Source organism: Microbacterium sp. CGR2 (assembly GCF_003626735.1).
GTDB lineage: Bacteria > Actinomycetota > Actinomycetes > Actinomycetales > Microbacteriaceae > Microbacterium.
The window spans coordinates 499,292-512,171 of record NZ_RBHX01000001.1 but is presented as its reverse complement, the minus strand read 5'-3'; the positions used below and the strand labels follow the sequence as shown (position 1 = coordinate 512,171).

At 69.0% G+C, this 12,880-nt stretch carries 12 protein-coding genes; 6 read left to right on the top strand and 6 right to left on the bottom strand.

Features of this window, described 5'->3' with window-relative positions; translation table 11 throughout:
* Nucleotides 1-3 precede the first annotated feature (3 nt).
* Entirely contained in the window at nt 4-1,344 is a 1,341-nt protein-coding gene (locus tag D7252_RS02730) for an MFS transporter (RefSeq protein WP_259461034.1), read from the top strand.
* A 22-nt stretch (nt 1,345-1,366) separates the two neighbouring features.
* Here D7252_RS02730 and D7252_RS02725 read toward each other — a convergent pair whose 3' ends face one another.
* Entirely contained in the window at nt 1,367-2,086 is a 720-nt protein-coding gene (locus D7252_RS02725) for a transcriptional regulator (RefSeq protein ID WP_183055154.1), read from the bottom strand.
* 135 nt (nt 2,087-2,221) lie between these two features.
* Here D7252_RS02725 and D7252_RS02720 point away from each other — a divergent pair, with 135 nt between their 5' ends.
* On the top strand, nt 2,222-3,577 hold the full coding sequence (locus tag D7252_RS02720; RefSeq protein WP_120773988.1) for an MFS transporter: 1,356 nt from the start codon (nt 2,222-2,224) through the stop codon (nt 3,575-3,577).
* Nucleotides 3,578-3,664: 87 nt separating this feature from the next.
* On the opposite strand, the gene D7252_RS02715 is transcribed toward D7252_RS02720, so the two are convergent.
* Both D7252_RS02715 and D7252_RS02710 read right to left on the bottom strand, forming a co-directional pair.
* Nucleotides 3,665-4,267 (bottom strand): bifunctional 4-hydroxy-2-oxoglutarate aldolase/2-dehydro-3-deoxy-phosphogluconate aldolase, encoded by a 603-nt coding sequence (locus tag D7252_RS02715; protein WP_120773987.1) that lies wholly within the window; start codon nt 4,265-4,267, stop codon nt 3,665-3,667.
* Between the two features lie 10 nt (nt 4,268-4,277).
* On the bottom strand, nt 4,278-5,237 hold the full coding sequence (locus D7252_RS02710; RefSeq protein ID WP_120773986.1) for a sugar kinase: 960 nt from the start codon (nt 5,235-5,237) through the stop codon (nt 4,278-4,280).
* An 88-nt stretch (nt 5,238-5,325) separates the two neighbouring features.
* Between D7252_RS02710 and D7252_RS02705 the strand changes: the two genes are divergently transcribed.
* Genes D7252_RS02705 through D7252_RS02690 form a run of 4 tightly spaced genes read left to right on the top strand, consistent with a single transcriptional unit; the run spans nt 5,326 to nt 9,390 of the window.
* Nucleotides 5,326-6,576 (top strand): amino acid aldolase, encoded by a 1,251-nt coding sequence (locus tag D7252_RS02705; RefSeq protein ID WP_251050580.1) that lies wholly within the window; start codon nt 5,326-5,328, stop codon nt 6,574-6,576.
* A gap of 7 nt (nt 6,577-6,583) precedes the next feature.
* On the top strand, nt 6,584-8,212 hold the full coding sequence (locus D7252_RS02700; RefSeq protein ID WP_183055153.1) for an amidohydrolase family protein: 1,629 nt from the start codon (nt 6,584-6,586) through the stop codon (nt 8,210-8,212).
* A gap of 4 nt (nt 8,213-8,216) precedes the next feature.
* A complete protein-coding gene (locus D7252_RS02695; protein WP_183055152.1) occupies nt 8,217-8,948 on the top strand; it encodes an IclR family transcriptional regulator in 732 nt (243 codons plus the stop codon).
* Nucleotides 8,949-9,006: 58 nt separating this feature from the next.
* Nucleotides 9,007-9,390 carry a RidA family protein gene (locus tag D7252_RS02690; RefSeq protein WP_120773982.1) on the top strand — a complete coding sequence of 128 codons (384 nt, stop codon included), beginning with the start codon at nt 9,007-9,009 and terminating at the stop codon, nt 9,388-9,390.
* Between the two features lie 20 nt (nt 9,391-9,410).
* On the opposite strand, the gene galE is transcribed toward D7252_RS02690, so the two are convergent.
* Genes galE through galT form a run of 3 tightly spaced genes read right to left on the bottom strand, consistent with a single transcriptional unit; the run spans nt 9,411 to nt 12,869 of the window.
* Entirely contained in the window at nt 9,411-10,388 is a 978-nt protein-coding gene (gene galE / locus D7252_RS02685; protein ID WP_120773981.1) for a UDP-glucose 4-epimerase GalE, read from the bottom strand.
* A 49-nt stretch (nt 10,389-10,437) separates the two neighbouring features.
* A complete protein-coding gene (gene galK, locus D7252_RS02680) occupies nt 10,438-11,646 on the bottom strand; it encodes a galactokinase (protein WP_120773980.1) in 1,209 nt (402 codons plus the stop codon).
* The gene (galT, locus tag D7252_RS02675; RefSeq protein ID WP_120773979.1) at nt 11,643-12,869 is read right to left on the bottom strand and encodes a galactose-1-phosphate uridylyltransferase; all 1,227 of its coding nucleotides are present in this window, start codon (nt 12,867-12,869) and stop codon (nt 11,643-11,645) included. Before galT ends, galK begins: the two co-directional genes overlap by 4 nt.
* Nucleotides 12,870-12,880 lie beyond the last annotated feature (11 nt).

The following is a 12,880-nucleotide window of genomic DNA, read 5'->3' as shown; positions in this document are numbered from 1 at the left end:
CCGGTGACCTCGCTGCACGAGCGACTGCGCGAGCGACTACGCGACCGCCGACTGGATGCTGCGCCGTCGCGAGCGCAGTCGATGGCGTTCGGTCTCTCCGGGTTCCCGACGCAGTTGATGTCGCAGACCTTCTCGGCCTTCGTCGTCTACTTCTACGTCTCCCATCTCGCCGTGCCCGCCGGCTGGGTGGCGGCGGCGATGATCGGCCACGGCATCCTCAATGCGATCCTGAATCCGATCGTCGGAACACTCTCCGATCGCGTGCGAACCTCCTGGGGGCGGCGGGTTCCCTGGATCGGCATCGGCGTCGTGCCGCTGGTCGTCGCCTTCGCGTTGGTTTGGATGCCACCCGACCTCCCCGTGGCCGGCCTCATCGTCTGGTTCCTGGTCATCGTCGCCGTCTACGACGTGGCTTTCGTGGTGGTGGTGCTGAACATCTCGGCGCTGTTTCCCGAGATCTTCCGCACCACGGAGGAGCGGTCCCGGGGGAACGTGCCACGGCAGATCTTCGCGATCCTCGGCATCGTGCTCGGCACGGCCGGCGCCCCTGCGCTCTACGGCACCATCGGGTGGCCGGGCATGGCTCTCGTGCTCAGCGGGGTGTGTCTGGTGCTGTTCAGCTGGTCGTTCCTCGGCGGAATGATCGAGCGACGCGCTCCGGAAGCCGCCGCCGAGGCGATGCGCTGGCGTCACCAGCTGAGCTACACGTTCCGCAACCGCGCCTTCGTGCCCTACGTGCTCGGTTCCCTGTTCGTCCAGACGGCGCTCGCCGTGATCCTCGCGGCAGTCCCCTTCTACGTGCGCTATTCCCTGCGGGTGCCGGAGGGCCAGGCCGGCCTGTTGCTCGGTGCGATCTTCGTCACCGCGATCCCCTCGATCGTGCTGTGGAGCGCGGTCGTGCGACGAACGAGCCCGCGGACCGCGGTGCTGTGGAGCGTCGCCATCTGCGGTGTGACGGTCCTCGGCTTCCTCTTCGCGGCGGACGTCCTCGGCGCGGTGCTTGTCGGCGTCGGAGTGGGTGTGGGCGTAGGCGGTCTGCTGCAGCTGCTTGAGGTGATGCTCGCACAGATCATCGACGAGGACGCCGCGCGCACCGGCCACCGCCGCGAAGGCGCCTACTTCGGCGTGAACGGGTTCGTGGTGCGTGGTTCGGTCGTGCTGCAGGCGGTGGTCGCGGCCTGGGTGCTGACGGCATCCGGGTTCGATGCCAGGCTCGAGGACGTGCAGCCGGATGCCGTCGACGGCGGCATCCGTCTGATGCTCGCGGTGGTCCCGCTCGGCTTCGCAACGCTCGCCTGGCTCTGCTTCTGGCTGTACCCGATCCGCTCGCGAGACGTGCGCTGAGGCGACAGCCCGGACGGTCACCTCATCCGCGGGCGCGGGCCTCCTCGAGATAGGCGTACGCGGTCACCCGTGAGATGCCGAGACGCTGCGCGATCGCCTCGACCGACTTGCGCATCTGCGTCGCACCCCGCTGATCGAGACGCTCGAGCACGGCGATCTTGTCGTCTCTGGACATCTGGTCGACGGGACGCCCGATCTCGGCGATGGTGTCGGTGATCATCGATGCCATCACCGACACGAGGTCTTCGCCGAAGTGCTCACGGGGTGCCGTCTCGGAGTGCTCGACAGCGGGCAGCAGGGCATCCAGCAGACTCCGCGCCTGCTGGATTCGGCTGTTGTCGACGTTGATGCACAGCGACGCGATGATGTCGCCCGCGGAGTTGTGGAAGTAGACCGAAGAGCAGCGAAGTTCTCGTCCGTCTGGCGTGAATCCGGCGTAGCCGAACGCGTCATGGTTCTTCTGTCGGTGCTTCATGACGTCCAGACCGAGGGAGGTGGACGGCCCGCCGACCTTGCGTCCGGTCACGTGACCGTTCTCGATCGCCATGATCGTGTGCCCCAGATCGATGTCGGCACCGTCGAGGTTGTGGAGCACGACCTCGACCGACGGTCCGGCGGCGGTGGCGAGTGCTCGCATCACGGGGCCGTACAGGCGGAGGACCTCTTCTGCGCTTTCGAAGGTCCCGGGGGTGATCTCGCCCACGGCCATCACGCCGGGGTCTTCCGTGTTCGGCGTCGTCATCGTCGCGGCATCCAATCTGACAAAAAGTTCATCGCGTAGACAGATCGTTCGTCTCCCTGCTAGCTTATCGACAATCATTCAGGATCGTCGAGGCTGTTCACACCCGCCCAGCCCGACCGAAGCAAGGAGGCTCGGATGACGACTGTCACCCCGAAGGGCGGTCTGACCCGCAGGCAGCGCAAGACGATCGCCGGTGGCTCGATCGGCACTCTGATCGAGTACTACGACTACTACCTGTACGGCCTCGCCGCCGCGGCTGTCTTCCCCGCGGTGTTCTTCTCCTCGAACGATCCGCTCATCGCCCAGTTGAACTCCTTCGCCACCTTCGCCGTCGGATTCTTCCTCCGCCCGGTCGGCGGCATCATCTGGGGCATCATCGGCGACCGGGTCGGCCGCAAGGTGGTGCTGATGAGCACCGTCATCGGCATGGGTCTCGCCACCACGGGCATCGGCCTGATCCCCTCCGACCAGGTGATCGGTATCGTGGCGCCGCTTCTCCTGCTGACGTTCCGCATGTTCCAGGGATTCTTCGTCGGTGGCGAGATGGGCGGCGCGGCGACGATGGTCGTCGAGGCCGCGCCGACCGGCAAGCACGGACTCTACGGAGCCTTCCTCATCAGTGGTGCGGGCATCGCGAACGTGCTCTCCGGCGGACTCATGGCAGGTCTCGGACTCGCCCCCGAGTCGTGGTTCCTGGAGTGGGGATGGCGCATCCCGTTCGTGCTCTCCATCGTGCTTGCGATCGCGGCCGTGCTGCTGCGGCGCCAGCTGGAGGAGTCGGAGGAGTTCACCGAGACCCAGGCGCTGCAGGTGGCTGCGGCGGGCAAGAAGGCCAACCCGCTGGTCGAGGTGTTCCGGCACCCGAAGAACGCCATCATGGGAATCCTCATCGGTCTTCCGCAGTCGATCGCGGGCTATGTCGTGCTCACCTACGGCCTCACCTACATGCTGGCCGACCACGAGACGCCCGTCTGGTTCGGCTTCGCGGGGACCATGATCGTCGGTCTGCTGCAGATCGTCGTCGCGCCGCTCTGGGGTGCGATCTCGGATCGCATCGGCCGTCGCACCGTCTACATCATCGGATGCCTGGGCTTCGCCGCGATGGTCTACCCGGCCTTCGCGCTCTTCGACACGGGCAACATGTGGCTGATCTGGCTCGGCCAGATTCTGGGGTTCGTCGTGTTCGGTGTGGCCATGCAGGCGACGCTGGCGACGATGCTGGTCGAGATGTTCGACCCGGAGGCGCGGACGACAGGTGTCAACCTCGGCTACCAGCTGTCCAACACACTCGGCGGCGGACTCGCTCCGCTCATCTGTGTCGCGCTGGTCGCCGCCGCCGGTGGTGCCATCTGGCCCGTGGTGATCTACGCGGCGGTCATCTCGATCGTCGGTGTGATCGCCACGCTCCTGGCGTCGGTCCGACCGGATGTCGAGGGCGCCGGGCGCTTGCACGAGCTTGCCGCGACATCGACCATCAAGACGCCGGCCTGAGCCGGCGGACCCACTGCGGGTGACGATCGACGTGACGATGACCGATCCGGGACGGGCGCTTGCTCCGTCCCGGATCGGTCACGCCGCTCAGCGGATGAGCGCCGCCAGGGCGGGAAGTTGCTTCTCGTCTTCGAGTGCGGATCCCACGGCGACGACCCGAACACCGGCATCCAGGAACTCTCGTGCGTTCGAGGAATCCATCCCCCCGGTCGCGACGAACCTCGCGCCCGGGAACGGACCACGCATCGCGGGGAACCAGCCGGGGCCCAGCAGGGAGGCGGGGAAGGCCTTCAGCCAGGTGAGCCCGGCGCCGAGCGCCTGCTGGACCTCGGACGCCGTGGCGACACCGGGAAGCGAAGGCATCCCCGCCTCGTGCGAGGCGCGGACGATGTCGAGGTCGAACCCGGGGCTCACGGTGAAGGCGGCTCCGGCATCCTTCGCCTGGCGAACGTGCTCGAGTGTCACCACGGTGCCCGCCCCCACCGTCAGGCCGCGTTCGCGCGCCGCTGCGGCGAGGACGCGCAGCGCCTCGACGTCGACGGAGGTCTGCACGGGCACCTCCACGGCGGTGATGCCCAGATCCCAGGCGCGCGTGGCCACGGCGAGGGTGCGCTCGACGCCCATGCCGCGCAGGATGGCCATCAGCGGAGCTTCACGGAGGATGTCGTCGAAAGCGGCGTTGTCTGTCATAGCTGACCTCTCAGTGGTCATCGGGGAGAAGATCTCCGTGGTCATCGGGGATGAGGTCACTGGTGGACTGCAAGACGAGATGGGCGCGGCGATGCCCGGCGACGAGACGCTCGGCGGCGGTGGCACCGTCGAGGAGCGCCGCGAGGTATCCGGCGGCGAAAGCGTCTCCGGCGCCCACTGCTTCGACGACTTCGGTCCGGATGGCGGGCGCGAAGGTGCGCACGTCGGCATCCGTGTGGAGGTCGGTGTCGCCGCCCGCGCCGCTGCGGTGGAACTCGGTCGCACCCACATCGCCGTCTTTGACGACGATGCGGGCGGGCTGGGGGATGAGTGCGCGCACGGCATCGGCGTCGGCCGTGCCCCAGAGCCCTTCGGCTTCGTCCAGCCCGACGAACACGAGGTCGGCGCGACGGGCCAGATTGAGCAGAGCGGGCGCCGCCTCACCGGATGCCCAGAGTGCGGCCCGGTGGTTGACGTCGAAACTGAGGATGCCGGGACCTGGCGCGACCCGATCGATGATCGAGTCGATGAGTGCCGCGCACGAGGTCGACAGTGCGGGCGTGATGCCGGAGATATGCACGGCCGAGGCCTGCTCGAGGGGCACGTCGGCGATGCTCTCCGGGCTCATGCGGGAGGCGGCGGAGTCCTGCCGGTAGTAAAGCACGCCGTTTCCGGGGTCCTTGAAATAGACCCCGGTGCGGGCAGCAGGATCGCTGCTGACCCATTGGACGTCGACTCCGTGCTGCGCCACGCCGTCGCGGACGCGCACACCCAGAGCGTCGTCGCCGACGGCGCTGACCCAGGCACTGGGAACGCCCAGGAGCGCGGCGTGTGTCGCGACGTTCGACTCCGCGCCGCCGATGAGCAACCGCACGTCGGTCGCGGTGGCGAGTGGTTCGACGCGGGAGGGCGTGATGAGGGCCATGGTCTCGCCGATGGTGATCAGGCGGGGGGAAGAACGATCCGGCATGTCTTCATGATGACCACCGGTGTGCGTATCGTGCAACCGAGGTTGCGACATTTGCACAACCACGAGGGAAGGGATCAGAATGGCCGTTATGGACGATGAGCTTCTGACAGCGAGAGACAAGGGGCTCCCCGCACGCGCGATCGGGATGACGCCCGCCGAGTTCCTGGCCACCGGCCCACGGCTCAGCGAATTCTGGACGCCCCTCATCGCGCTCGACGATGCGGCCATGTCGGCGAACGTCGCGACGATGGCCGGCTGGTGTGCGGAACATGGGCTCGACATCATGCCGCACGGCAAGACGACCATGGCTCCCGTGCTCTGGAAGCGGCAGACGGATGCCGGTGCCTTCGGCATCACGCTCGCCACCATGGGGCAGGTCCGCACCGGGCGCGATCTCGGACTCGATTCGATCATGCTCGCCAACGCTGCGGTCGACCCCCGGTCCCTGGCCTGGCTGGCCGAGGAGCTGAGCGACCCGGGGTTCCGCTTCGTGTGCTGGGCGGACTCCCTCGTCACCGTCGAGGCGATGGAGCGCGGACTGCTCGCCGCAGGCGCATCGCGGGCAGTGGACGTGTGCGTGGAGCTGGGTGCCGCAGGCGGCCGGACCGGAGCGCGCACCGTCGACGAAGGTGTGCGTATCGCGGAACGGATCGCGCAGTCCTCGGTCCTGCGACTCGCCGGCGTCGCGGGTTACGAGGGCAGCCTCGGACACGACCGGTCGCCGGACACGGTCGCCGCCGTGCGCAGCTATCTGATGGCGCAGCTCGACCTGCATGCCGAAATCACCCCGCTGTACGGCGACGGCGACCTGTATGTGACCGCCGGCGGCAGTGCCTACTTCGACATCGTGGCGGAGGTGTGGGCCGACGCGGAGCGCGATGAGCGCACCCGGTTCGTGCTGCGCTCGGGCGCCTACATCGTGCACGACGACGGGTTCTACCGCGGGATCTCGCCTTTCGACGAGGGAAGCGACGGAGTGGATGGCGCTCCGAAGTTCGTCAATGCGATGCATGCGCTCGTTCGCGTCGTGTCGAGCCCGGAGCCCGGGCTCGCGCTCGTCGACGGCGGCAAGCGCGACCTCCCCTACGACGAGGGGCTGCCGATTCCGCGCGCGGCGGCTGCGGAGTTGACAGGGCCGTGGTCTTCGCTGGCCGCGCAGGTGTCCGCGATGAACGACCAGCACTCGTACGTGCGGTCCGACCAGCCGCTCCCGATCGGTTCCGTCGTGCGGCTGGGTCTTTCGCACCCGTGCACCGCATTCGACAAGTGGCGGGTGCTGCCCGTCGTCGAGTCCGCCGAGTCCGACCTGGTCATCGATCTCGTCCGAACCTATTTCTGAGGCGAACGTGACAGGCCGAACCATCCTTCGCGGCGGATCCGTTGTCGTCGCAGACGGCCTCGTGCGCGCGGACGGCCTCGTGCGCGCGGACGGCCTCGTGCGCGCGGACGTCGCGATCGAGGCCGGAGTCGTGGTCGGCGTGGGCGACGTCGACCTCCAGCCCGGGGATGCCGTGGTGGATGCATCCGGCCGCCTGGTCCTTCCCGGCCTCGTCGACGCGCACTCCCACGCCGACGCTCTCCTGTCCGATCCCGACGTCACCGGAACGCTCCTTCGCCAGGGAGTGACGACGGTGATCGTCGGTCAGGACGGGGTGTCGTATGCGCCGGGTGACGGTGCGTACGCGTCCGAATACTTCGCCGCGATCAACGGCCCGCACCCGACGTATCGCGGCGGCGGCGTCGACGCGTATCTGGAGGGCGTCGACGGCGCGTCCCCGCTGAACGCCGGGTATCTGATCCCCGCGGGAACCGTGCGGTTCGAGGTGTGCGGACGCGCCGACCGCCCCGCGACGCCTGAGGAGCGGCGGCGCATGGCGGCACTCGTGGAAAGGGGTATGGCCGACGGAGCCCTGGGACTGTCCACCGGACTCGACTATGTCCCCGGCGTCTTCCAGGATGGCGCGGAGATCGCGGACCTCTGCGTGCCCGTCGCTCGCGCCGGAGGTGTCTATGTCACCCACATGCGCGGAGGATACGAGGCGAACACGGCCGTCGGCATCTCCGAGATGGCCGACATAGCCCGCCGTGCGGCAGCGGAAGCTGCCGCACCTCTTGCCGTGCATGTCTCGCATTTCCACGCCGACGCCGACATCCTGCTCGGCCAGCTCGCCGAGCTCGATGCCGCCGGAGTGGATGCCACGTTCGACGCCTACCCGTACGTCCGCGGCTGCACGCTCCTGGGCATGCCGCTGCTGCCGCCCGAGGTGTCATTGCTCCCGGCGCGCGAAGCCGCTGCCGTCCTCGCCGATCCCGCGCAGCGTGCCGTCCTGCGCGAAGCCGGCGCGGCGAGAGCCACCGCCAGTGCCAGCCTCGGGCCCGACTGGCCCGACATGGTCACCCTCGCTCACATCGCGGCACCGGAGTACGCCTGGGCGCACGGGCTCACGCTCCGTGCCGCCGCGCACCGGGCACGGACATCGCCGATGGACTTCGCCCTCGACGTGCTCGCCGCATCCGGTCTGGAGTGCAGCGCCGTCATGGCCGTCCGCCACCCGCGACCGAACTCGGAGCTGGCCCGCATCTTCGCGCATCCGGCGCACATGGGCGGCTCGGACGGGATCTTCATCGGCGCCCACCCGCATCCGCGTGCCGCAGGCACCTTCGCCGCGTACCTCCGGGGGTACGTCCGCGAGCGGGGCACCTGGACCTGGGCCGAGGCCGTGCACCATCTGTCGACGCTGCCGGCCCGGCGCTTCGGTTTGGGGCGACGTGGTGCGGTGGTACCCGGTTCCGTCGCCGATGTGGTGCTCGTCGACCCAGACGCGGTCACCGACACGGCGACCTACGAGAGTCCGCGAGGCCGAGCGATCGGCATCGACGACGTGTTCGTCGCCGGCGTTCGAGTCCTCGCAGACGGCGAGCTCACCGGCGCGATGCCTGGCCGCGGGCTGCGACGCACCACGGAAGGGGTGTGAGCGGATGTCGCAGAGTGTGGAGCGGGCTGCCGCCATCCTGACCGCGGTCGCCGCGGAGCCTCGCACCGTGGCCGAACTCGCGGAGGAGTTCGGGATCCATCGGTCGACGATGTTCCGGGAGCTGCAGAGCCTGGAACAGGTCGGTTTCGTGCGCCGACATGCCGACGGCCGATTCGTCGTCGGCATGCGTCTGGCCGCGCTCGGCGGCGCGGCGCTCGAGCAGCTCGACCTGCGCGGGGCCGCCTACGCCCATGTTCGACGGTTGCACGGCATCGTCGGCAACACCGTGCATGTCGCCGCCCTCCTCGGCGACGAGATCGTCTACGTCGACAAGGTCGAGGATGCCGGCGGGATGCGCATGTACTCCCGTGTCGGGGCGTCGGTCCGGCCCTACTGCAGCGGTATCGGCAAGGCCGTGCTCGCCGCGCTGCCCGTCGAGCGACGTGATGCTGTGCTGGCTGACTGCGACTGGCGCCGATACACCGCGAACACGCTGACGAGCCGCACCGCGCTCGATGCCGACCTTGCGGTGGCGGCCCGACGGGGCTGGGCCGCGGACGACGCGGAGTTCGAGGACTTCGTGGCCTGCGTGGCCGTTCCGATCGTCTCCTCCGCCGGCGTGGTGGGGGCGCTGTCCATCACCGCATTGCGCGTCGCGCAGAGCCTGGCCGAGCTCGAACAGCGCGTTCCGATGCTGCGCGAGACCGCCGCCGAGATCTCCCGCGAACTGGGATAGACCCATCCGACCCGAATCCGTCCGAAACCAGCCGAAACCAACCGAAGGGAAACACATCATGCCGAAGACTGGCTACCACGCCGAGGGCGCCCCCAACCCCGCAGGCCCGTACAGCCACGGGGTCGTTGCGAACGGATTCCTGTACACCGCCGGGTTCGGGCCGCAGGATGCGTCGAACGACCATGCCGTGCCCGACAGCGTCGGCGACCAGACTCGTCAGGTGCTCCGCAACATCCAGAAGGTTCTCGCCGTGCACGACCTGACCATGGACGACGTGGTGAAGTCGACGGTGCACCTGCAGGACCTCGCCGACTTCGAGGCGTTCAACGAGGCCTACGAGGAGTTCTTCACCGCGCCGTACCCCGTGCGCACCACGGTCGGCTCGCAACTGGCGAACATCCTCGTCGAGATCGACGTCGTCGCCGCCTTGCCGCAGGCCTGACGCGACGGGCCGAGCGCGGCTCAGCCTGCGTTGCGCCGCGCCTCCCAGCCCGTCCGCACCATCTCGTCGACCGAGTACCGCATCTTCCAGTCGAGGTCGCGGGCCGCGAGCTCCCCGGTGGCCACGATACGGTCGGGGTCGCCGGGGCGGCGCGGGCCGATCTCGGGCTCGAAGTCGATGCCGGTGACGCGGGCCACGGCGTCCATGATCTGCTTCACGCTGAGACCGTCTCCGGAACCCAGGTTGTAGGCCGGTTCGATCGACTGGCCGCCGGCGAGGCGCTGGGCCGCGGCGACGTGCGCTGCCGCGATGTCGCCGACGTGCACGTAGTCGCGCACGTTCGTGCCGTCTTCGGTGTCGTAGTCGTCGCCGAAGATCTTGGGTGTCTTGCCCGCGATCAGTGCTTCGAACACGATGGGGAAGAGGTTGTGCGGGCTCACGTCGTACACCGTCGGGTCGGCTGATCCGACGACGTTGAAGTACCGCAGAGACGTGTGCCGCAGCGGATGCGCGGAGTCCGCGGTCGCGACGGCCTGATCCCGCAGCAGCCATTCACCGATGAGCTTCGATTCACCGTAGGGGCTCGCGGGCCGCTTGGCGGTGTCTTCTTCGACCAGGGCCACGTCGGGCGTGCCGAACACGGCGGCCGACGACGAGAACACGATGTTCGAAACCTCCGCGGCTTCCATCGCCTCGAGGATCACCCTGGTGCCTTCGACGTTCTGCGCGTAGGTGTGCAGTGGACGCTGCACGGAGACCCCGGCGTACTTGTACCCGGCGACGTGGATCACGCCGTCCGCGTCATGCTCGCGCAGCGCCTTCTCGACGAGATCGCGGTCGAGGATGCTGCCCTGCACGAAGGGCACGCCCTCGGGCACGAAGGTCCCGACTCCGCTGGAGAGGTCGTCGAGCACGACAGGGGTGAGGCCGGCGTCGGCGAGGGCACGGACGACGTGGGCTCCGATGTAGCCGGCGCCGCCGGTGACGATCCAGGACATTGCTTCCCTTTCCTGCCGCATGACCGTCGCGGCTCGATCACTCATTCTGTCAGGCGTCGCGATGCGCACCCGCGGACGGGATGACGGTGAACAGCAGCGGGGCCGTGAAGCCGGATGCTGCGAAAGCCGTGGTGACGGCATCCGAGACGTCGGCCACGGCATCCTGCTCGATCAACGCGATCGCGGCTCCACCGAAACCCCCACCGGTCATCCGCGCCCCCAATGCCCCCGCGGCCAGGGCGGCATCGACGGCGGTGTCGAGTTCGGGCACCGAGATCTCGAAGTCGTCGCGCATCGAGGCGTGCGACGCGACGAGCAGGTCGCCGATCGCTCGCGCCCCCTGCTCGCGGAGCACCCGGACGGTGTCGAGTACCCGCTGATTCTCGGTGACGATGTGGCGCACGCGTCGGAAGGTGACGTCGTCCATCAGCTCCTGCGCGCGGGGGAGGTCGTCGACCGACACGTCGCGCAGCGCCGGGACGCCCATGATCTCGGCGCCGCGTTCGCAGGACGCGCGCCGCTCTCGGTAGCCGCCGGTCGAATGCGCGTGCTTCACGCGCGTGTCCATCACGAGGATCGCGAGACCGGCTTCGGCGACCCCGAGCGGAACGAGGTTCGCTTCGAGAGAGCGGCAGTCGAGGAAGATGGCGGCGTCGGCTTCGCCCAGCATCGACGCCATCTGGTCCATGATCCCGGTCGGGGCGCCGACAGCTTCGTTCTCGGCGCGCCGGCCGACGCGAGCCAGGGCCGTGCGGTCGAGCCCGGTGCTCCACAGGTCGTTGAGGGCGGATGCCGTGGCGCCCTCGATCGCCGCCGAGGAGGAGAGCCCGGCCCCGACGGGCACATCCGAGGCGATCGCGATGTCGATTCCGCGGAAGGCTCCCGTGGCACCGATGCCCCTGACTGCCTGCCGCAGCGCCCAGGCGACACCGAGCGGGTACGCCGCCCATTCGGGAACGCGGGAGGCGTCGGCGGTCGCGGTGGCGGAAGGGAACAGGTCGTCCAGCTCGTCGAGCCCGACCTCCACGGGATCCTCGGCGAAGGTCGAGGCGACACGCACGCGTCCGCGATCGTCGTCGCGGAGGCCGACAGCGGCGACCGTGCGATGCGGGATGGCGAAGGGGAGGACGAACCCGTCGTTGTAGTCGGTGTGCTCGCCGATGAGGTTGACCCGGCCGGGCGCGGACCACACGCCGTCGGGCTCGCGGCCGGTGAGTTCGGCGAACAGGGCGCGGACGGCATCCTGCGTGTCGGTCATGCGGAGGCCTCCTGCCCGGTCGACGTGCCCGGAGACTCCTCGGTCGCGGGCGCGGACGCGCGCTCGATCGCTTCGCGGATGCGAGCGGCGCCCTGCTCCGGGGTGACTTCAGCCGCCCAGGCCCACATCGCGGCCTCGGACCCGGCGAGGAACTTCAGCTTGTCCGCGGCGCGGCGGGGACTGGTGAGCTGAAGGTGCAGGCGCACCGTGTCGCGACCGACGTTCACCGGCGCCTGATGCCAGGCGGCGATGTACGGGGTCGGGGTGTCGTACAGTGCGTCCACGCCACGCAGCAGGCGCAGGTACAGGGGAGCGAGCTCGTCGCGTTCGGCATCCGTCGTCGCTGCGAAGTCAGGAACCTGACGATGCGGCATCAGGTGCACTTCGAGAGGCCAGCGTGCGGCGAACGGCACGAAGGCCGTCCAGTGCTCACCGCGGAACACCACCCGTTCGGATCCCTGCTCGAACTCGAGGATGCGCGCGAAGAGGTCGGGAGCCGTGCGGTCGATGGAGTCGAGCAGGCGCGTCGTCCGCGGTGTCACGTACGGGTAGGCGTAGATCTGGCCGTGCGGATGCGGGAGCGTCACTCCGATGGCTTCCCCGCGGTTCTCGAACGGGAAGATCTGCTCGATGCCGGGCATGGTCGACAGGGCGGCCGTGCGGTCTGCCCAGGCCTCGATCACGGTGCGTGCGCGGGTGACGGTCTGCGTGCCGAATGAGCCGGAGTGCTCCGGGCTGAAGCAGACGACCTCGCAGCGGCCGACGGAGGTGCGGGTGCGTCCGAGGCCGAGGGCGGCGAGGTCGTCGAGGCCACGGGGTGGGTTCGCCGCTTCCGGGACGGTGCCGAACGCTTCGGTCAGCGCCGGGCCGAACGCCGGGGAGCGGTTCTCGAACACGGCCACGTCATAGCGCGACGGCACCTCGGACGGGTTGTCGGGGGTCTGCGGGGCCAGCGGGTCGGCGGAAGCGCTCGGCATCATGACACGGTTCTGCCGGTTCGCGGCGACGGTGATCCAGTCGCCGGTGAGAATGTCGAGGCGCATGGAAGCGGTGCCCGGTCGCGGATCGAGGATGCGGGCATCGACCGCGCGCTCGGCGCCGAGGTTGGTGTCGGGGTCGTCGTAGTAGATGAGGTCGCGACCGTCGGCGAGTGTCGTGGCGCGTTTGACGACTCCGGCGGCGAGTGTCTCTGCGCGAAGGGCGGGAAGATCGGGCGTGTTCACGTAAACATGGT

Excerpts from the sequence above, each read along its gene's own strand:
- D7252_RS02725 (WP_183055154.1), bottom strand. The coding sequence starts at position 2,086 with ATGACGACGCCGAACACGGAAGACCCCGGCGTGATGGCCGTGGGCGAG.
- D7252_RS02720 (WP_120773988.1), top strand. The coding sequence starts at position 2,222 with ATGACGACTGTCACCCCGAAGGGCGGTCTGACCCGCAGGCAGCGCAAG.
- D7252_RS02715 (WP_120773987.1), bottom strand. The coding sequence starts at position 4,267 with ATGACAGACAACGCCGCTTTCGACGACATCCTCCGTGAAGCTCCGCTG.
- D7252_RS02710 (WP_120773986.1), bottom strand. The coding sequence starts at position 5,237 with ATGCCGGATCGTTCTTCCCCCCGCCTGATCACCATCGGCGAGACCATG.
- D7252_RS02705 (WP_251050580.1), top strand. The coding sequence starts at position 5,326 with ATGGACGATGAGCTTCTGACAGCGAGAGACAAGGGGCTCCCCGCACGC.
- D7252_RS02695 (WP_183055152.1), top strand. The coding sequence starts at position 8,217 with ATGTCGCAGAGTGTGGAGCGGGCTGCCGCCATCCTGACCGCGGTCGCC.
- D7252_RS02690 (WP_120773982.1), top strand. The coding sequence starts at position 9,007 with ATGCCGAAGACTGGCTACCACGCCGAGGGCGCCCCCAACCCCGCAGGC.
- galE (WP_120773981.1), bottom strand. The coding sequence starts at position 10,388 with ATGTCCTGGATCGTCACCGGCGGCGCCGGCTACATCGGAGCCCACGTC.
- galK (WP_120773980.1), bottom strand. The coding sequence starts at position 11,646 with ATGACCGACACGCAGGATGCCGTCCGCGCCCTGTTCGCCGAACTCACC.